This is a genomic window from Bythopirellula superficialaquae (assembly GCF_059632245.1).
In genome coordinates this window covers 4,108,658-4,128,319 of the sequence record NZ_CP197426.1, presented here as the reverse complement: position 1 = coordinate 4,128,319, position 19,662 = coordinate 4,108,658, and the positions used below count along the sequence as shown (strand labels likewise).

Sequence of the window (19,662 nt, the reverse complement as noted above, 5' to 3'; positions counted from 1 at the left end):
ATTGAACAGGCGATTTATTGCACTGGCGTTTCAGCGCAAGGGCAGTTGGGCGCGACCGAGCCTGCCACAATCGACCCCGGCACACCCGGCATTCCGGATCGCACGTTGTTGTAGATCAAGTGGTCAGGATAAGGCCGCTGATACCAAGTGCCGGCGAAGAATTGCGGGCCGAACCATGGGTTATAGAACCCGCCGCCCCAATTTCCCCAGCCACGTTGTCCGCCCTGCCAGCCGCCGCCGTGATTCACAAATTCAACTTCACGACTACGCTGATAGACAGCGGGGACGGTATCCTCAGCCAGCACATCGACGGCAAGCCCAAGAGCGAGCACGACCAAGCAGGTTTGAAGTAATCGCAGAGCCACGCGGAAAATCCTTGAAACAGGGGGGGGAATCAGCACCACTTCCATGCTAGGCAGGTGCGTTCCGGATCGTCAAGTTTCGCGAGATTCCCGATGTTTTTTGCGATTCTTAGTGCCGCATCACCCGGTCACGAGGATCTTCCAGGCTATCGGCCATGCGATTGAGAGCTTCGGTTTCGATCTGCCGTACGCGTTCACGGGTGAGGCCCAATTGCTCGCCTATCTCTTTAAGAGTGCGTGGCTCGTGATTGTCGAGTCCGAACCGCATCTTCAGGACGGTAGCTTCCCGTTCGTCCATCGTAGTGAGCATTTCCATCACGTGCCGGAGGCTGTCGCTTTCGACGAGCGTATCGTCAGGGCTCAATTGCCGCTCGTCCATCACCATGTCGCCCAGCGTCCAACCCGCGTCGGCTTGGTCGGTCTGCGGCGTGGCGTTGTAGATCTTGATCGCCTTTTTGATGATCGGCAGCTTTTTCTTCGGCAGGCCAAGCACGCGGGCGATTTCTTCGGGGGTGGGGCTGCGATCGAGTTCTTCGGTCAACCGTGCAGTCGCCCGCCGCCACTTGGAGAGCAGTTCCACCATATACGCCGGAATACGGATCGTTTTCCCGGTGTTGATGAGGGCCCGCTTGATCGACTGCTTGATCCAGTAGCTGGCGTAGGTGCTGAAGCGAGTGCCCATCGCGGGGTCGAAGCCTTCGACCGCACGCAACAAGCCAAGGTTGCCTTCTTCGATCAAGTCCTGCAGGCTCAAGCCTTTACCCGAATAGCCGCGGGCAATGTTCACCACCAAACGCAGGTTGGCGCGGACCATGCGGTCGCGGGCTGTCGCGTCGCCTTGGCCAATCCGCACGGCGAGTTCTTTTTCCTCGGCGGCGTTCAGTAAGGCCGTTTCATTGATCTCCCGCAGGTAGGTTTCCAGCGGGGTCTGAACGGCAGATGAGCTTCGGCGGGTTTTGGACGTGGTTGCCATAGGTAACTTGAACCGTTGTTGGGTGGGGGATGCGATCTCGCCGTTCCACTGTGATCCGCAAGCCTGGGGGCTGCAGACCACCCCCCACGTCCTGTTGCGGGCAGGGTTTTTGGCGCCACTCTTAACCGGTCCGAGTTTGTGGTTCTGGCCAACAAAGCCAGCGAACTTCCACCCGCCTGGTTTACGTCCTGTTGCACAAGAAGTATCGACGTAGGGGGGAATGTGCCTGCAATTTTGGCGTCTGATGTTGAAGTGGATCGGCTGTACGCATGATGCCGACCGTAACGATTGCCACGGCATCACTTTAAAAAGAACAGGGCACGGTGGAAAGTTTCCACCGTGCCCTAGTTGTGACACATTCAAACTGCCAGGCAACTATTCTTGCGTTGCTTCAACGGCATCCTCTTCAGCGGACCCATTGGTTTCGCTGGCCGACTTGAAAAGCGGCCCCGATTCACTGCCAATACCACCCTTGAGCTCCGAAGGATCGCTCTTGCCTGCGGCAGCCGCGGCGGCCTCTGCAGCTTCGGCCTCAGCAGCAGCAGCGAAGTCTTCTTCGGCCCATTCCACACGCTTGCGGGACAGCCCGATTTTGCGTTCTTCGGAATCGACCCTCAGCACCTTCACTTCGATGTCGTCGCCGACATTGACCACTTCTTGAGGGTTCTCAACCTTGTGATCGGAAAGCTCCGAGATATGCAGCAGGCCTTCCAAGCCGTCTTCCAAACCGACAAAGACACCGAAATTGGTAATCTTTGTCACTTTGCCCTTCACCAGCTGACCTTGTTGGTAGCGGTTGGGGATGTCGGTGGCCCAAGGATCGTCGTCCATTTGCTTGAGGCCCAAAGCGATACGGCGACGTTCTTGGTCGACCGACAACACCTTGCATTCGACTTCCTGGCCCTTCTCGACCACTTCGCTGGGATGGCTGATTTTGCGGGTCCACGACATGTCACTGACGTGCAGCAAGCCGTCGATGCCCTCTTCGATTTCGATGAACGCACCGTAATTGGTGAGGTTACGAACCTTGCCCTTAACCAACGCGCCGGTCGGATATTTGTCGGCAACGCGTTCCCAAGGATTGTCTTGGGTTTGCTTCATACCGAGCGAAATCTCCTGCTTCTGCTCGTCGATTCGCAGCACGACCACGTCGATCACGTCGTCGATGTTCACCAATTCGCTGGGGTGGCTGATGCGCTTGGTCCACGACATTTCGCTGATGTGAACCAGGCCTTCGATGCCGTCTTCGAGCTTAACGAACGCACCGTAGCTCATCACGTTGACGACCGTGCCCTTGACTACAGAATTGACCGGGTACTTGCCGGCGACATTCTCCCACGGGCTGGCTTGTTTCTGCTTGAGGCCCAGCGCGATCTTTTCCTTCTCGTAGTCGATGTGCAGGATTTGCACTTCGAGCTCGTCGTCGATCTTGACCATTTCGCTTGGGTGATTGATGCGTCCCCAGCTCATGTCGGTAATGTGCAGCAAACCGTCGATGCCGCCCAGGTCCACGAACGCGCCGAAGTCGGCGATGTTCTTGACCATACCCTTGCGGAGTTGGCCAACCTGCAATTCCTTGAGCAAATCGGTTTTCTTCGATTCGCGTTGGGCTTCGATCAGGCTGCGACGGCTGACCACGATGTTGCGGCGGGCTTCGTCGATTTTGAGTACCATGCACTCGATCGTCTTGCCGATGTATTCGCCAATGTCGTGCGGACGGCGGATATCGACTTGGCTCGCAGGCAGGAACACGTTGACGCCGATGTCCACCAGCAAACCACCCTTGATCTTGCGGACTGCTTCGCCTTTGACGACGTCGCCTTCGTGGACGGTCTCCATGACCTTCATCCACTTTTCGATCTTCTCGGCCTTGCGCTTGCTGAGCACGATCATGCCGCGATCTTCAAGCAACCCGTGACTATCTTCCACGTCTTCGACGAGCACACGAATCGTTTGGCCCACTTCAGGAAGCTCTTCGCCTTCTTCCCATTCGTTGCGGGCGATCGTGCCTTCGCTCTTATAGCCAACGTCGACGAGCACATACTCTTCGTCGATGCGGATGATTTTGCCTTCTACGATTTGGTTGACATCGACGTCGGTGGCATCTAACCAACCGGCATCCTCGTCGGCGAGCTCACCAACGGCCAGTTCCCAATCTTCATCAGTAATGTCGAATTCGCGAATTAAGTTACGGTTGACCATGAATTAAAAAACCAATCGGGGACGTCGCTCGGCAGATTGCCCTGGCTGCTGAGTTCGATCCAAACAAACGAGGTGACCGCCGTCTACTCGATTGCCAACGCTGACAATCTGTGTGGGGGTATCCGGCGAATGGGAATCCAACATTTTAACGATGAAGGCGGCCAGTGACAATCGGGTTAAGTTGGCCCGCTGTCTGGAGTTAGTTGATCGGGGCGGCGGACTCTTGGGCGAACTTTTAGCCAGACTTTTGGTCACACTTTTGGAACGGCGCCCGGGGTCCCAACTTTCGCGACGAAACTCCCCGGTTTTGGCACCCCTGTTTTGCGTATTTCTCGTCAGGCAAAGGGGAAATTGCTGCGGCATGTGACAAAATAGGGGGACTTTTGGTCAAATTTGTTCGAAGCAACGTTCCAAAACGGCCAGCTAGATGCGAGCGGCGGCACCGCATGGTGTGCGTAGGCACTGATTGTCGTGAATTTGGTGGCCAATTGCGAGCAAAATCTTTGGCCAGAACAAACGATAGATTTTTAACCGCTGATAAACGCTAATGGGCGCTAATAAAACGAGAAAAAATAATTAGCGCCCATCAGCGTCGATGAGCGGTTTAATATTCAGATCTATGAACAAACTCATTTTGCTAGCGGCGTGCTTGATTGGATTGTGCCTTGGCGAGTTTTCCGAGGCCAAGGAACCAATCCCTCCTGCGCTCACTGAGTACATGGGGCGCGAGATTGCCGTCACGATGCACTATACCGGCGCGCCGTGGCTTGTGCGTGAATCGCGTCAACGCGAGGAAGATTGCGAGCAACTTCTGAAAGCTCTCCATGTGCGGCCCGGACAGTCCGTGTGCGACATGGGCTGCGGCAACGGCTTTTATTCGCTCCAGCTAGCCGAGCTTGTGGGGTCAGACGGCAAAGTGTTCGCCGTTGATATTCAGAGCCCCATGCTGGCGATGCTGCGGGCCGAGATGCGCAAAAACAGAATTAAGAACATCAAGCCTCTGTTGGGAACACCCGTCGATCCACGGCTCGAACCGGAGTCGGTCGACCTGATGCTGTTGGTGGATGTCTATCACGAGTTCTCGCATCCCGAGCAGATGCTCGCCGCGATACGTGCGAGTCTCAAACCACGGGGCAGGGTGGCGCTCGTCGAATTTCGCGAGGAGGATCCGCTCGTGCCGATCAAGCCGCTGCACAAAATGAGCAAGGCGCAGATCATGAAAGAATTCCCGGCGAACGGTTTTAAGCTCGTCGAGGAGTACGACAAACTGCCGTGGCAGCATTTGATGTTTTTTGAGAAGGAAGAGGGGAACCACGAAAGAGACGAAAAACACGAATGAAGAGGATGTAGGCCGGAACAAGCGGTGCGCAGTTCCGGCAATGTCTTGGTATTGGTTGGCAGCGACATTCGACTTGGTACAAACTATGTGTACTTATTGGCGTGAACAGTCGAGTGTCGGTGTCGATGACAAGAGGTTGGCCAGTGCTGCTCACCTCTTGTGCTGCGCACACCGATACTTGTCTGGCTGCGTGGCAACGTAGGCGGTGCTTATTGCAGACGAAGTATCGGTGCTACCCCGCTAAATTCTGGATTCCCGCCCCCACCTTCGTGAGGGCAGGCTCTGCGCGGGAATGACGGAAGAGACAGAAACCACGAATCATCGAATAGCACGAATAAGAGAAAATTATTCGTGTCGATTCGTTCAATTCGTGGTTACCAATAGATAACTTCGCAGATAGTTCATCACTTTCGCGCTCTCCGCGGGTTGGCCGCGGTAGCCGATGTATCCGTCGGGGCGGACGACGATCACTGATGGGTGCGTGATGCTCAGTTTCTTATCGAGCAGTTCATCGACGTCGATCCAGACCTGGGAATTGCCCCCGACGGGGGTGGTGGGTTTGTCGGTCGGTTTGAAGATCACATGCGTCGCGAAAATATTCGGGAACGCCTTTTGAACGTCGTCGGCAAGTTGCGTGAGCGTGGCGATTGCGGTGGCGTCGTTTGCGGCGGGGAACAGCAGCAGCGCGTGTTGTGTCCCCTTTGTCACTGTGAAGAGGCTCGTGGGCTGACCCGTTGCGGCCGAAGTGAGCGGGCTGTCGGGGAGGCGATCACCCGCGGGCAGGCCCCCACCCAGCATGGGCCAATCTTCGGCGGAGAGCGAACTATCGCGGTAATTGATCGAGAGTTCGCAGATGGCATTCTTGATTTTGTCTTGCACAATGCCAAACGATGTGACGATCGGGGCGATGTGATTCCGCATGAACTGCGCGACCGGGTTACGCAATGTTGCCACGGTGGTCATCGTAGCGGCACCGCGTAGGACTTGATCGCCCACGCCGCTCCGTTCGTGAGAATAGCTATTGAGCAACGGCTCTCGTTGACCTTGACCCTTATGAACGAGCGCCAATTTCCAAGCCAAATTAAAAGCGTCTTGCATGCCGGTATTCATTCCTTGACCACCGGCGGGGCTGTGAATGTGGGCGGCATCGCCGGCAAGCATCACGCGGCCGTGGCGATACTGATCGACCTTGCGTTCGTTGATGCGAAAGCCGGCCAGCCAGATCGGGTCGGTGAGAGTGATTCCCCCGGGACCCCGTTCGTCGACTTTGGCTTGCGCTTCGGCGAGCGTGGGATCGGCCGGTTTGCCCCCTGGTTGGGCCATGCCAAGGTCGGCGACCATCCGAAAGCGGGAGTCTCCAATCGGAAAAAAAACAAGCACCCCTTTCGTATGCCAGAAGACGCTAATTTCATCGCGAGACATATTACCGTGCAGATGAACGTCGGCCAGAATCCAGTCGTTGGGCTCGGCCGCACCAGTGAACGGCACGCCGAGTGTGTGCCGAACGGTGCTGTGCGCGCCGTCGCAGCCGACGACCCAGGGATAGTCGGCCGTTTCTTCGTGACCATCGGCGAAGCGGAGCGTGCAATTCACGCCGTCGGCTTTCTCGCCGAAGGCGACCAGTTCGACTTGGCGTTCGACGGTAATTGCTTGCGAGGCGAGATGTTCGGCGAGCAATCGCTCGGTTTCGTTTTGCGGAATCATCAGGGGGAAGCAGTAAGGGCTGTCGAGTCCGGCGATGGCCAAATGAACAATTTGCTTCCCCTCGTTGTGAATGCTGGCGCCTTTGAGCTTGAGGCCGTCGTTAATAAATGTCTGGGCCAATCCAAACTTATCCAGGAGTTCGAGCGTACGGCTCCAAACGACCAAAGCTTTGGATTTGTCGCTGGGCGCGGGAGCCTTGTCGATCAGCCGGCAGGAAAGGCCGTGATGATGGAGCGCCGTGGCCATGGTGAGACCCACGGGTCCGGCACCGACAATCAGAACGTCTGCGGAATTTGACATCTTGCTCTCCGGCAACGGCATCGGGACGATGCCGGCTAACTAGATTATGGTCATTCGTGAGCGAACCAACACTTCGAGCTTGTCGACGACTTCGCTGGGGGAAAGATCGTCGGTGTAGATTTCAATGGAATCGGGCGCTTTGCGCAAGCCGCCGAAATCGCGCTCATGATCTTGTAGATCGCGGAGGCGTTGGTTTTCTTTGACCGATTCCAGCGAAACGTCTTCGCCGCGGGCAACGAGATCGTGAAAGCGTCGCTCGGCACGAACGTCCTCAGTGGCTGTCAGAAAGATTTTGCACTCGGCTTGCGGAAAGGCGAGAGTAGCTTGATCGCGGCCTTCGGCGACCACATCGTAATCGCCAGCAATTTTCCGTTGAAGGTCGACCAGGATGTGCCGGACTTTGAGATTGTCAGCCGCGTGGCGGGTGAGCCGTGTGATTTCGACCGTGCGAATTTCGCTGGAAACGTCCTCACCATCGAGCATCACGCGGTCGTCGAAGAGTTCGATCGTGGCCGTAGCGGCGATGCGGGCGAGTGGTTCCGGGTCGTTCCAGTCGATTTTCTGGCGGGCCCCGGCCAGAGTGATGGCCCGATACATGGCCCCCGTATCCAAAAACTTGAAGCCCAGACGTTTGGCCAATCTACGTGCGGCACTACTTTTTCCCGATCCTGCCGGACCATCAATGGTGACGATCATGGTAGCTTGGGCCGTGGGGATTGTCTCTTCAATGGCGGTTGGAAATGACATGCGAGCCCCTCTTGGGTGGCATGACGGACGGGCTTCATTGCCGAGCCGATTAGTGCCGTCACCTTGTTATCAGATTCCCTGCTGGGAATTGCAACCACCGCGACTCGTAGTTTTCGCCGGGAAATGCGGCGAATTGTCCAAGTCGAGCCGATAAGTCGTTCCAACCGGCAAATTCTATACAAAGGCCTTTTATCGACTAAAATGGAGAGGCTGGGGGACTTTTTGCTCGCGCGGCTTTTGGGCTGACGGGGGAAGCTCTCTCCGTGCCCATTTCTCGTCAGAAAAAATTGACGAACACGACGCTGACGCGATAAATTGTCCATAGAGGCACTTATCACAGAGATGCGTCGTTCTTGGGCTTTTCAAGAGAACGACGAAACAGCCGTGGCGGCGAGCGCTGCTGCCTGCGGTGACAATAAATCGGAACAGGAATCTATTAGGTATGGCGAAGAGCAATGCCGTTTGGGGAATTGATATTGGCCAATGCGCGCTCAAGGCGCTGTTGTGTCGCCCCCACGAAAAAGAACCGGATCGGCTAGTCGTGGAGTCATTTGACTACATCGAGTATCCGAAGATTCTTTCGCAGCCCGAGGCTGATCCCGAAGAGCTGGTGAGCGAAGCGCTCACGCAGTTTCTCTCGCGCAACGAAGTCCTGGGAGATCGCGTCGCGATTTCAGTCGCCGGGCAAAGTGGCCTTGCACGGTTTATCAAGTTGCCGCCGGTCGAAGCCAAAAAGATTCCCGACATCGTTAAATACGAAGCGCGTCAGCAGATTCCATTTTCGCTTGACGACGTGGTGTGGGATTATCAGCAACTCACCGGCGGAAGCGAAGAAGATGGCTTCGCCTTGGAGCCGGAAGTGGGCCTGTTTGCGATGAAGCGCGATCAGGTGGCCCGCGCGCTCAAGCCGCTCGACGCCGCGGGGATTGAAGTCGATATCATCCAGTTGATGCCATTGGCGGTCTATAACTTTGTTTGCTTCGATCGCCTAGGTGATTTCAAGGCCGAGCCGTACGATCCCAAGAAGCCGCCGCAATCGACGGTTGTGATTTCGCTGGGGACCGACACGACCGATCTTGTGGTCACGAACGGTTTTCGCGTTTGGCAGCGAAATATCCCCATCGGCGGTAATCACTTTACCCGTGCGCTCAGTAAAGAACTCAAACTCACGTTTGTGAAGGCGGAGCATCTCAAACGCAATGCCACCGAGGCCGACGATCCCAAGGCCGTTTTCCAGGCGATGCGGCCCGTATTTAGCGATTTGCTGTCGGAAATTCAGCGTTCGCTGGGCTATTTCACGAGCATCGACAAGTCGGCAAAGATCGGCAACGTGCTCGCCTTGGGCAACGGCATGAAGCTACCGGGCTTACAGCGTTATCTGTCGCAGAATCTCGAAATGGAAGTGAATCCGGTCACAGAGTTCGAGAGACTGATGGCCGGCAGTGCGGCAGGTAAACCACAGTTCAAGGAAAACACGCTAAGCTTCGCAGTGGCGTATGGCCTTTGTTTACAAGGGCTGGGCAAGTCAGAACTCAAAACCAATTTACTGCCCGAAGAAATTGTCCGCACGCGGTTGGTGCGCAACAAGAAGCCTTGGATGGTGGCCGGAGCCGCGGCGATTCTCGCGGGGCTGACGTTCAATTATTACTCTCATGTCGCGGCGTACAGCGAAGTCGAAAACGATGCGATGAAGCAAGCCGAGTCGCGGGCCAAATCGGTGCAAACCACCGCGTCCGGTTATGAATCGAGCAATGCGGATATTCATTCGCGCTTCGACGCGATGAAAACGACCGGCGAAAAGTTAGTGAGCAATATCGAAGGTCGCTTGCGGTGGTTGGAGTTGCTCAAGGCCGTCGATGTGGCTTTGCCCAAGGACACGAGTCCGGCCGAGGAAAGAAAAGAAACGGCTGAGGATATCAGCACGCGGAACGAGTTGCATATCGTTTCGATGGAGACCCAGCACTTCACCGACATCGGCACGGAGTGGATGACGGTGGTGCAAGCGGCTTATGACGATGCCAAAGGCCAGACCGCGGCTGGCGCAGCTGCGGCACCATTGGATGCCGCTTCTCCTGCGGCTGAGTTCGCTGATCCCATGGCGGGCGGCGATGCCGGAGCAGCCGGTGCTACGGGTGGCGGAGCGTTGAGTGGCCCCGGTTGGGTAGTTCAGCTCACTGGGTTTCATTACCACAACAGCGATCCCCAGAACGAGCGTGGTGAGTTCGTCAAAAGCACTTTGATCAAGAATCTCGAAGAGGGGACCGTTCAACTGCCAGACGGCCCCAACGGCGAATTGATCGATGTGCCTATCAAGGACCTAGCGATTAGCCATGCTTGGTTAGCCAACGGCGAAAAGAAACTTTACGAGGAGCAGATTGATCCCGAGGCGATGGCGCAAGACCCGTCGGCTTCGGGTTCTGGTGGCGGCTACGGTCGCGAAGGGGGCTACAACCCCGGCGGAGCGGGTGCGAATAGCAAACTGATCAAAGTGAACCGCTTTGATTTCATTGTGCAGTTCGTGTGGCAGCCGAAGTCACGCGCCGAGCGTAAAGAACTGGCAGCGGCTCGCGCCGAGGCAGAGAAGGCAGCTCAAGAAGCCGCGGCTGCTGCGGCTGCCGCCGAGGCCGAGCAACCCCCTGCGGAATAACAGAGAAAACAAAACATACCGTTTTTTAGTTTGAGGAATTCTCGATGGATCAAGTGCGGGCAATCGCCAAAGTGATTTGGCAACAACGCTTTTGGGTGCTGAGTGTGCTCGGCCTCCTGATCGCGGTGATTTGTTGGAAGATGGCAGCCGGCGAATTGGATGCCCAATTCAGCACGCGCAAATCGGCCATCGACGGCATGTTCACGGCCATTCAAGGCTTGAAAAACAAGTCCGTGCATCCCAATCCTGTGGTGAACGAAACAGAAGAAGCCGTAGTTGCCGAGCAAACCCAGATCGTCCAGTCGGTTTGGAACACGCTTTACAACAAGCAAAAAGACTCCGTGCTCAAGTGGCCCAAGGAATTGGGACCGCAGTTTGTTGAATATATCGAAAAACTGAAATTCAAAGATCCGATCGACTCGTCCATGCGGTCGATTTATCAGAACTACATCGGTAAGCGTTTCGACGGTTTGCTGGAAATTGTCCAGGCGCAAAAGCTGGCCGAAGGGAGCTCTGGTGCGGGTGGTGGGTACGGAGGACGCGAAGGGGGGTACGGCGGGGGTGAATTTGGCCGCGGGGGTGAAGGCGCTTATGGCGGCGCGGCGGACACGGGCGCGATTGTGGAAGACTACATCGTGCAGTGGCCAGAGCAAGACAAATTGCGAGCCAAGCTCTCTTTCCGCGAAGCGAAACCTTCGGCGATGCAAATCTGGGTGACACAAGAAGATTTGTGGGTCTACGAAACACTACTTAACGTGATTGCCAAGACGAACGAAGCCCGCGGAGCAACCCGCCCTGACAATGCTGCGATCCGCACGATTTTGGCATTGGAAGTGGGAGCGAGTGCATCGATGGGCTTGTCTCCTGGACAAATTTATATGCCTTCGGCGGCTCCTGGTGGTGGCATGGGCGGCGAAGGAGGCATGATGTCCCGTGGGGGGGAATACGGCGGAGGGATGCCTGGAGGTGAAATGTCGATGGGTCGCGAAGGCATGGGCGAAATGGGTGGCTATGGCGGAGAAGGGGGAGGCGACCCCGCGGCTATGGATGCAGCGCTTCTCGCGGGACGTTACTTGGATGATGCCGGAGCACCCGCGGCAGACGTTGGTACCGAATATCGCCAGCTCCCCATTCGCATGGATCTGGTGATCGACCAGCGGTATATCCCTCGGTTGTTGATTGAATGTGCGAATTCACCGCTGCCGATTGAAGTCAAACAATTACGAATTAACCCCGACAAATCGATGGAAGGGTTTGGTGGCCAAGGGGGCGGAGGGGCCTACAGCAGTATGACGAGCTCGAGCGGACCGGTTGATCCGATTTACGTGCAACTGCTTTTGAAGGGCTCGGTGTTCATTTATAACGAGCCCACCAGCGATCCCGGAGCCGCGCCAGCTGACGACAGCCAACTCGCGGTAGGTCAGTAGTTTTTTAACAATAACTGAGTAGTTGTTGCCCAAGTTTTAGAAGGATTCGAACAGGAGAGCAGGCCATGAAAACCAATCTTAAGGGTGGAAACGCCGTCGTGCGATTGTTGCTGGCCCATGGCGAGAAAATCGGCATGGCGGCAATCTTGGCCTGTGCCTTTTTGCTGCTCTGGTCGGCGATGGGTGTGCCGCGCATGGAAGCTGGTAAAGACCCTGGCACGCTGACCACTCAAGCCAGCGCTGCGGAACAGCACGTCAACAGCTTCGACTATCAGAAAGTTGCGGAGGTCGACCCCGCCGCCGTGATCGAAAAGGTTCAAATCGATCTGGCGTCGATGAAAGCGGTCGAGCCCGAGCATTTTCCGAATATCAATCCACACAATCCTTACATCGTGCAACCGCAGAAATCGCGAACCGATCCTGAGTTGCTTACAGCAGAAGATCTTGAAGTACGACCTGATATTGGTCTTTGGGCAACATCCAATCCCGAAATGATTTACCAGCGTCAACTTGAAGCTCTGGCCGAACAGCAAAAGGAAAAGGCAGAAGCCGAAGCGCTTGCCGCTCGTGAGCGTGATGGTGAGGAAGGCGAAGGCGGAGGGCGCCGTGGTCGTGGCCGCGATGAACGTGAAGAAGAAGAGCGGGGTCGGGGACCGAATTCCTCGATAGTCTTGCAACCCAGAACCGGCGTGGAACTCGAAGGTTTTGAAGATATTCGCGCTCAGTCGTGGGTGACCGTCTTAGCACGAGTGCCGATCAAAGCTCAGAATCGTTTGTATGAAGATGCCTTGCAGTCGGCTCGTGGTTATCAACCTCAGCGCGACATGCCGGTTTATTTGGGTTACTTAATCGAACGAGCCGAAGTGACTCCCGAAGGCCAAGGAGAATGGAAACGCCTTGCCACTGTGAGCGAAGAAGTTTTGACCGAAGAGCTGGCGACCTACCCCGTGAATCCCCAGGAGGTAGTTGCTTCGAAATATGTTCATCCATTGCTGACCCATCCGCTGCCCCCGTTGATTTTGAAGGAATGGGACGACCGCGCGAGTCATTCTTCGATTCCGCTGGCCGCCGACGAGGAGGCCGCGTTGATGGAAGCAGAGATGGCTCCCGTGGAAGAAGTACCTGCCGCCGATGATGCTGATGGAGAGGATGACATGGGGTTTGGGCGCACAGCGCCTCGGGCTGGTGAAGTGCCTCCTGGTGGTTACATGGAGCGCGGCGGCTACGGCGGCGAAGGCGGATACGGGGGTGAAGGTGGTCGGGGTATGTACGGTGGCGGCGGCGAAGGATACGGCCGCGGTGGTGGTATGGAGAGGGGAGAAGGCTATGGTCGCGGCGGCGGAGGGGGCAACGGTCGTGGTGGCATGAGGGGTGAAGGCAGTGCCGTGGAAATCCCCGAGTTCAGTTGGGATGGAAAAACCTCCGATGTGCTGTTGCGCTTCTTTGATAACACCGTGCAGCCGGGACATCGTTATCGCTATCGCGTTAAGCTGGCCTTGCAGGACGTGAACGACGGCGTTCCCATCAAAGATTTGGACAAAACAGTCACGACCCGCCGGAACAAGATCAAAACGCCCAAGATGCGCAGCTTCCGGCTCACCGAATGGAGCAAACCGAGCCCGATTGCCAGCGTGCCGTTACCCGCCCGTTTGTACGTGATGAGCGCTGAGCCTGTGAAGGAAGGGGTTTACAATTCTCAGCCGGAAGCCGAATTGTTGATCAAAGCTCTGAACAGCGCTTTTGCCGCAGAAATTGCCTTGGCGGAATCGTTCACTCGTGGCACAGTCATGAATCTGCGTGAAGCAGCGAAAGTGGTTTGGTCTAACCAGTATGAAGTCGACAAAGATCCTGAGTTCGATTTTACGACTGGGGCGACACTGGTGGATATCCAAGGTGGCGACAAGCTGAGCAGCAAGAATCGTGATTTGCTCGCCCCGGCAAGGGTCGTGTTGATGGATGCGGCCGGCAAATTGACCATCAAAGAAGAACTCAACGACTTTCCCACGGTCAAGGAATACAAAGCGATCCTCGAAGCGCCACAAGATGAGCGGGGCGGCGGTTATGGTGGCGAAGGGGGCTTCGGCCGGGGGGGTGGCGGTCGCGGTGGTGGAGGCCGTGGACGAGGCGGTTTCTAGGAATTCGTTTATCGATAAATACAAACCTAGCCGGGTCGCCACGCGGCCCGGGCCATATTTTATATTGTGCCCCGGCGTGCGTAGCACCCCGGCTAGGTTTTCCTTCGCTTGTTAGGACTCAGCATGGCACGGCGCGTGTACTGCTAGCATGCGCAATCTTTCAGGACTTCTTCCTGAGTTTCTTTTCTGCACTTGACGCGATTTTGCGTGCCAAGTATTTAACCCCCCTCTCGTGCCAGAAATCTCTGGTTACGGGCGAAGTTCGGGGATTTTCATTCAGACATCATATGGGATGGCTACGCGGCCAAGCAGAACTGATAGTTCACGCCTTTCGCGTGTCTAAAAACTGCTTACCAAAGCGTTGCGAGACTCGGCCATGGATGGCAAACGTCTCGAAAGGAGTATCGAGTTGAACCGGTTCATCAAAAGAGTTGGTTGGCTGTCGACGTTGGCGATTTTGTTCACCATGTCGCGGGTTCATGCCGAGACACAAACCAATTCTCAAGGCGGGAATGTTTCGACCGGTCAGGCTGGTGCATTAACGCACGCCGACGTCGACCAAATCTTGTCGAACGCGCGGCAGGCAATGGCCCAAGGCGACTTGGCGAAGGCCGAAGCCCTGGTGAAGCGGGCCGAAGCCGCGAATCCCAAATATCCCGTTCTGCACTTTGGCGATACACCTGCCCGTGTTCGCCGTGATTTAGACAAGCTCGCTCAAAGCCGCCCCCCTGGGCAACAAGCACCTGCCGCCACGGTTGCCAAGCAAAGCGGCGTTGCCAATCCATTCACGGCCACTCAAGCGGCTGCACCGGCGTCCACCGGGAATGCGTCTGTTCTGATGGGCTCAGCCCCTCACGTGAATATGCCTACCGCGACAGCTCCAGCGGGTACACGCGAAGAATGCGATGCCGAGATTTTAGCTGGTCGGCGGGCATTGATTGTAGGTGATGTGGCACAAGCCGCCAAACATTTGGAACAAGCCCAAGCGTGTGGCGTTACCTATACCGACGGCGAAGATTCACCAGCCACGTTGGCTCAATCGGTGGCCGATCTGAAACAACTCAAAACGAACCAGGACGACTCGTCGAGTTGGAAATACAACTATGCGAAATTCCTAACCGGTCAGGGCCAGGTTCTGTTGGGATGGGGCGATTTGGATAACGCCGAACGGGCCGCGTCTGAAGCAAGCCAATTGGTGAATGCAGTCAAACTAGCCGACCCCGCTCCCAATCAATTGCTGGCTCGGATCGCGCAAACTCGCAAAGAGCGCAACAACGCTAACAATCAAGTGATCGTGGATCAAGCAATCGCACCGGCAGCGGCTGCGATGCCAGTGGACCTGACTTTGCCGACCCTTGAAGAAGCAGCAACCCCTGAAGTGCCACGGTTGGCTCAATTGCCGACTCCGGAACCATTGCCAGAGACAGACAGCGCGCCCCCAACTCCGAATCTCATGCCGGAGCAGATGGATGGTTTTGCTTTGTTGCAAGAAGGCGAAATCGCGCTGCGGGCGGGGGACCGCAATCAAGCCCTCAAACTATTCCGCATGGCTCATGCTAAGCGGAACGAGATCGATTTAGAGAATCAGCAACGTTTGCAGGATCACTTGCAAATGCTCGCCAGCAATCCAGCCCAAGTTGCGGCACAGGCGGATTCGAACCTGTTGGACGATGCCTCGACCGGTCAAGTCATGATTGCCCAACAGCTTTCGGCTGACATCGGCAAACGCCAAACCGAAGCCCACAAATTGCGTGAGAGCGATCCCAAGAAGTCGCTCGCAATTTTGCAAGAAGCCGCCGAGGTCGTCACCAAGAGCGAGCTCGATGAAAGTACCAAGACACAATTGTTGCGTCGCTTGAGCTTGAGCACCGCCGAAACAGATCGCTATATCAAAGATCATAGTGCCGAGCTGGAACTGGACGAAGCGAATGAAAAAGCCCTGGCCGATGTGGAACGGCAACGAGCTGTCAAAGCCCAATTGCGCACGAAGACGGCCGAGATGGTCGATCAATTCAATCAGCTGCGTGACGAACAACGGTATGCTGAAATGGAAGTCGTCGCCAAGCGGCTGTACGACATGTCGCCGGATGATCCTGTGGCTCAGCAGGTGTGGGAGAATGCCAAGTTCATCCGTCGCACGATTCTCAATAACGAGATTTCAGAACTGAGCGAAAATGGCGTTGCCAACGCATTCTTGGACATTCGCGAAACCAGCGCCAAGGCTTTGGCAGATTCGACCAACCCGATCAATTACGATGCGGAAACTTGGGACAAAATAGTTAATCGTAAGGGTGCCACGGATCGGGACGGCTACAAATCCAAGCAAGAATTGGAAATCCAAAAGAAGCTCAAAACTCCGGTACTTCCCAATTACGACAAGATGCCTCTTTCGCAAGTGATCGACAGTTTGTCGAAACTTGCCGGGATCAACATTTATCTCGATCCGCGCGGTCTGGGCCAGGAAGGTGTTGAACCCGATACGCCTGTGTCGCTCACTTTGAGCAGCGAAGTTTCTTTGGAGAGCGCGCTCAATCTGATTCTTGAACCTCTGCATCTCACCTACATGATCAAAGACGAGGTGCTCAAGATCACCAGCGAGCAAATTCGCGATGGTGAATTGGTTCGCCGCGTTTACAACGTGGCCGATCTAGTGATTCCGATTCCGAACTTCGTTCCCAGCAGCAATATGGGTCTGCAGGGTTTGATCAACGATGCTTATGCCAACATGCCCTTCAGCAACGGGTCGCGGACTTCGAGTCCCGTGGCGATGGTGCCGACGGCCCCTCCTGGCGGTGGTGGCACGATGCCTGGCGGCACGCTCGCACAGCAGTTTGGTAACAGCGCGCCAGGTGGCTCGTCGGTTCCCGTCGGTGGCGGACCGGGTGGCCTGGGTGGTGCGGCCAATGCGGACTTCGATTCGTTGATCGATTTGATCGTCTCGACGGTGGAATATGACACTTGGATGGAAAATGGTAGCGGTGAAGGGGAAATCCAACCCTTCCCGACGAACTTGAGCTTGGTGGTCAGCCAAACCCAGCGCGTTCACGAACAAATCGTCGATTTGCTCGAGCAATTACGCCGTCTTCAGGATCTGCAGGTCACGATTGAAGTCCGCTTCATTCGTCTGACCGACAGTTTCTTCGAGCGAATTGGCATCGATTTCGACTTCAACATCAAAGACAACACGGGCATTGTTGGTGGATCGATCATATCGCCGCCAGGTTACCAAGGCCCCAGTGCGACGGTTGGTATCAGTGGAAATCCAACAAGTTTGGCCGATCCGTTGCCTGACTTTACCGTCGACTTGGACGTGCCATTCCGCCAAAATAGCTTTGCTCTCACGAATCCTCAATTTGGCAGTCCCCAAACGGTGGGTGAATTCGGCTTCGCCATTCTCAGCGACATCGAAGCCTTCTTCCTGATTAATGCTTCGCAGGGCGACAGCCGGGCGAACATTTTGCAGGCACCCAAGGTGACGTTGTTCAACGGACAGCAAGGCATCGTGGCCGACACGGCATTGCGACCCTTCGTGATCAGCGTGATCCCGGTGGTGGGTGAATTTGCTGCTGCTCAGCAACCGGTGATCGTGGTCCTTTCCGAAGGAACATTGCTCACGGTTCAGGCCGTGGTTTCCGATGACCGAAAATATGTGCGTCTGACGCTCGTACCGTTCTTCAGTCAGATCGGCGACGTAGACACATTCACCTTCGAGGGCTCGGAAACGACCTCAACGTCAAGTAGCACGACCGAGGAAGGTACAGACAACAACAGTGAAGAAGAAGCGGAAGAAGTGATTCGCAGCGGTACCACGGTGCAGTTGCCGACCTTCCAGATTATCACGGTGGCAACCACGGTCAGCGTGCCCGACGGTGGCACGGTGCTCCTGGGCGGCGTCAAACGCTTGCGAGAAGGTCGCAACGAGTTCGGTGTGCCACTGTTAAGTAAGATCGCCTACGTCGACCGCTTGTTCCGCAACGTCGGTATCGGTCGCGAAACTGACAGCTTGATGATGATGGTCACGCCCCACATTATTATTCAAGAGGAAGAAGAAGAACGCCTCGGCATCAACCAAGGCGAGTAATTCTCGGGACTTCACAATACCTCCGGCTTCACTTATCGTGGAGTCGGAGGTTTTTTTATGGAGTCAAAAACGTGAATAGTCGAACGGCAATCATGCTGGGGGCCTTGCTCGCCGCGGCTGCGGTTGGCTTAGGGGCGTATGGCGCTCATGGGCTCGAAAAGCAAGTCGTGGCGCTAGGCTACGACGCCGATCTCGCCAAGCGGCTTGGCTGGTTTGAAACTGGCGTGAAGTATCACATGTATCACGCTTTAGCATTGATCGTAGTCGCGCTCGTGGCGGAACGATCAGCCAAAAGCCGCCTGCTGCTAGCCGCACCCGTGCTATTTTTTGTCGGGATAGTTCTGTTCAGCGGTTCGCTCTACGCCATGACGTTTTTAAGTTCGGCGTGGAGCAAATTGGGCGCGATCACGCCGCTGGGCGGTGTTGCGTTCATCGTGGGTTGGGTCTGTTTGGCGGGGGGCGGCCGCAGAACGATTTAGCTACGGTGCTTGCACCGTGTTTAAATCAAACAAATAAGGTCGGAGACCGACACCGTTGCCGATCCCCGACCCGTCCAGGAAAAACGCATTGAGACCTTAGCGCGGCTCACACCGCTTGAAGGCACTCCAATTCTTTAGCCAGCCGCTTCCGAGCGACGTGCAACCGACGCTTGATCGTGCCGACCGGGGCTTCAAAGTCATCGCTCATTTCTAACAGCGACCGACCTTGCAGGTAGAACGCCACCAGCGTGCTCCGGTCGAGCGACGACAATTGTCCCAAGCCGTACCGCAGTTGATCGTATCGTTCGTTGGTGAGCAACGAATCGAGCGGAGCAACATGCCGATTGTCAGGCCGATCCATAGTTTGTGGCTCGACCGCGATCGAAGGCGGACGTCGAGTGCTGCGATTGATCGACTGCCGGACGGCAATCGACCGCAACCACCCCGCGAAGGCCGCGGGTTCGGTTAACTGGTACAACTTTTCGAACGCCTTGATGAACACGTCTTGAGCAACTTCCTGCGCCTCGGCGTGGTTACGCAACCGCTGCCAGCAGACGGAGTAGACCATCCGCTCGAAACGATTGGCGAGCTCGCCGAAAGCCTCGGATTCGCCATCCTGGGCGGCCATCACCAACTCGGCAGTGGTGGCTTCCACAGGCTCTTCAAACTCAAGTAACTCATCTTCCAGTAATGCGGTCATGGTTCTCTCGCTTATGGAACCGACGGTGGCCCACAGGCCAGGCGCGGTTAAATATTTGGTAAAAATCGTGGCAACGAATGCACAGCAACCAAGGCAATGCCGGGGGCAGTTGGCTGCTAGCGGTCGGGCTGATTTTGGGGGAAGCGTTGCTAGTGCTTCAGAATTCCCAAGCTCAGGCGACTGAGCGGGTCGTAACTCGTACGACGTGCCGCTCGTGCTGCTTTGCCGTGGCAAAGCAGTGGGCCGGTTTGGCCGTCATAGCGGCCATAGCGAGCCCATGCCAACGTGCGTCGCGCATATCGTCTGACAGGCGTGACGCATACCAACGCAGCGCTGATAGAGTGGCGCGCAAGGGGCGTACGACTTCATTGCGGACGATCAGCGCGATGCCTTGGCAAATGCTTTGAATGCCAATATTGCTGATGTTCGTGTGAAGATTACGCATGGTGACCCTCGCTGCGCTCTGCGCTGCTGAAGAGAACCTAAAGGATAAAACGGTCAGTTTTACTGACGCGACTGTGTGAAAGTGACGCCTGAAAAACTGACTCCACTATTGGAGTTTCGCT

General features: G+C 56.0%; 13 protein-coding genes. 6 read left to right on the top strand and 7 right to left on the bottom strand.

The window, feature by feature from the left end; all coding sequences use genetic code 11:
* Nucleotides 1-14: 14 nt before the first annotated feature.
* The 3 genes from SH678x_RS16990 to SH678x_RS16980 form a co-directional block, all read right to left on the bottom strand.
* Nucleotides 15-365, bottom strand: coding sequence for a hypothetical protein (locus SH678x_RS16990; RefSeq protein ID WP_496919649.1), 351 nt, complete (start codon nucleotides 363-365; stop codon nucleotides 15-17).
* 106 nt (nucleotides 366-471) lie between these two features.
* Nucleotides 472-1,335, bottom strand: a complete 864-nt coding sequence (locus tag SH678x_RS16985; RefSeq protein ID WP_496919648.1) for a sigma-70 family RNA polymerase sigma factor — start codon at nucleotides 1,333-1,335, stop codon at nucleotides 472-474.
* A 375-nt stretch (nucleotides 1,336-1,710) separates the two neighbouring features.
* Nucleotides 1,711-3,537 carry a 30S ribosomal protein S1 gene (locus SH678x_RS16980; RefSeq protein WP_496919647.1) on the bottom strand — a complete coding sequence of 609 codons (1,827 nt, stop codon included), beginning with the start codon at nucleotides 3,535-3,537 and terminating at the stop codon, nucleotides 1,711-1,713.
* A 619-nt stretch (nucleotides 3,538-4,156) separates the two neighbouring features.
* Between SH678x_RS16980 and SH678x_RS16975 the strand changes: the two genes are divergently transcribed.
* Nucleotides 4,157-4,876, top strand: coding sequence for a class I SAM-dependent methyltransferase (locus tag SH678x_RS16975; RefSeq protein WP_496919646.1), 720 nt, complete (start codon nucleotides 4,157-4,159; stop codon nucleotides 4,874-4,876).
* A gap of 363 nt (nucleotides 4,877-5,239) precedes the next feature.
* On the opposite strand, the gene SH678x_RS16970 is transcribed toward SH678x_RS16975, so the two are convergent.
* Both SH678x_RS16970 and cmk read right to left on the bottom strand, forming a co-directional pair.
* On the bottom strand, nucleotides 5,240-6,880 hold the full coding sequence (locus tag SH678x_RS16970; protein ID WP_496919645.1) for an FAD-dependent monooxygenase: 1,641 nt from the start codon (nucleotides 6,878-6,880) through the stop codon (nucleotides 5,240-5,242).
* A gap of 39 nt (nucleotides 6,881-6,919) precedes the next feature.
* Nucleotides 6,920-7,627 (bottom strand): (d)CMP kinase, encoded by a 708-nt coding sequence (gene cmk / locus SH678x_RS16965; protein ID WP_496919644.1) that lies wholly within the window; start codon nucleotides 7,625-7,627, stop codon nucleotides 6,920-6,922.
* A 442-nt stretch (nucleotides 7,628-8,069) separates the two neighbouring features.
* On the opposite strand from cmk, the gene pilM reads away from it, so the two are divergent.
* The 5 genes from pilM (at nucleotide 8,070) to SH678x_RS16940 (ending at nucleotide 18,396) form a co-directional block, all read left to right on the top strand.
* Nucleotides 8,070-10,274: a type IV pilus assembly protein PilM gene (gene pilM, locus SH678x_RS16960; protein WP_496919643.1), complete on the top strand. Its 2,205-nt coding sequence runs from the start codon at nucleotides 8,070-8,072 to the stop codon at nucleotides 10,272-10,274.
* 44 nt (nucleotides 10,275-10,318) lie between these two features.
* The gene (locus SH678x_RS16955; protein WP_496919642.1) at nucleotides 10,319-11,701 is read left to right on the top strand and encodes a hypothetical protein; all 1,383 of its coding nucleotides are present in this window, start codon (nucleotides 10,319-10,321) and stop codon (nucleotides 11,699-11,701) included.
* Nucleotides 11,702-11,766: 65 nt separating this feature from the next.
* Nucleotides 11,767-13,836, top strand: coding sequence for a hypothetical protein (locus tag SH678x_RS16950; protein ID WP_496919641.1), 2,070 nt, complete (start codon nucleotides 11,767-11,769; stop codon nucleotides 13,834-13,836).
* Nucleotides 13,837-14,245: 409 nt separating this feature from the next.
* Nucleotides 14,246-17,917 (top strand): type II secretion system protein GspD, encoded by a 3,672-nt coding sequence (locus tag SH678x_RS16945; protein ID WP_496919640.1) that lies wholly within the window; start codon nucleotides 14,246-14,248, stop codon nucleotides 17,915-17,917.
* A gap of 71 nt (nucleotides 17,918-17,988) precedes the next feature.
* Complete coding sequence (locus SH678x_RS16940) at nucleotides 17,989-18,396, top strand: DUF423 domain-containing protein (RefSeq protein ID WP_496919639.1); 408 nt, start codon at nucleotides 17,989-17,991, stop codon at nucleotides 18,394-18,396.
* 106 nt (nucleotides 18,397-18,502) lie between these two features.
* Here SH678x_RS16940 and SH678x_RS16935 read toward each other — a convergent pair whose 3' ends face one another.
* Both SH678x_RS16935 and SH678x_RS16930 read right to left on the bottom strand, forming a co-directional pair.
* Complete coding sequence (locus SH678x_RS16935) at nucleotides 18,503-19,096, bottom strand: RNA polymerase sigma factor (RefSeq protein WP_496919638.1); 594 nt, start codon at nucleotides 19,094-19,096, stop codon at nucleotides 18,503-18,505.
* 172 nt (nucleotides 19,097-19,268) lie between these two features.
* The gene (locus tag SH678x_RS16930) at nucleotides 19,269-19,541 is read right to left on the bottom strand and encodes a hypothetical protein (RefSeq protein WP_496919637.1); all 273 of its coding nucleotides are present in this window, start codon (nucleotides 19,539-19,541) and stop codon (nucleotides 19,269-19,271) included.
* Between the last annotated feature and the right edge of the window lie 121 nt (nucleotides 19,542-19,662).

What these genes read in the sequence shown, in the direction of transcription:
- pilM (WP_496919643.1), top strand. Translation starts at nt 8,070, where the DNA reads ATGGCGAAGAGCAATGCCGTTTGGGGAATTGATATTGGCCAATGCGCG.
- cmk (WP_496919644.1), bottom strand. Translation starts at nt 7,627, where the DNA reads ATGTCATTTCCAACCGCCATTGAAGAGACAATCCCCACGGCCCAAGCT.
- SH678x_RS16980 (WP_496919647.1), bottom strand. Translation starts at nt 3,537, where the DNA reads ATGGTCAACCGTAACTTAATTCGCGAATTCGACATTACTGATGAAGAT.
- SH678x_RS16955 (WP_496919642.1), top strand. Translation starts at nt 10,319, where the DNA reads ATGGATCAAGTGCGGGCAATCGCCAAAGTGATTTGGCAACAACGCTTT.
- SH678x_RS16970 (WP_496919645.1), bottom strand. Translation starts at nt 6,880, where the DNA reads ATGTCAAATTCCGCAGACGTTCTGATTGTCGGTGCCGGACCCGTGGGT.
- SH678x_RS16985 (WP_496919648.1), bottom strand. Translation starts at nt 1,335, where the DNA reads ATGGCAACCACGTCCAAAACCCGCCGAAGCTCATCTGCCGTTCAGACC.
- SH678x_RS16950 (WP_496919641.1), top strand. Translation starts at nt 11,767, where the DNA reads ATGAAAACCAATCTTAAGGGTGGAAACGCCGTCGTGCGATTGTTGCTG.
- SH678x_RS16935 (WP_496919638.1), bottom strand. Translation starts at nt 19,096, where the DNA reads ATGACCGCATTACTGGAAGATGAGTTACTTGAGTTTGAAGAGCCTGTG.
- SH678x_RS16975 (WP_496919646.1), top strand. Translation starts at nt 4,157, where the DNA reads ATGAACAAACTCATTTTGCTAGCGGCGTGCTTGATTGGATTGTGCCTT.
- SH678x_RS16930 (WP_496919637.1), bottom strand. Translation starts at nt 19,541, where the DNA reads ATGCGTAATCTTCACACGAACATCAGCAATATTGGCATTCAAAGCATT.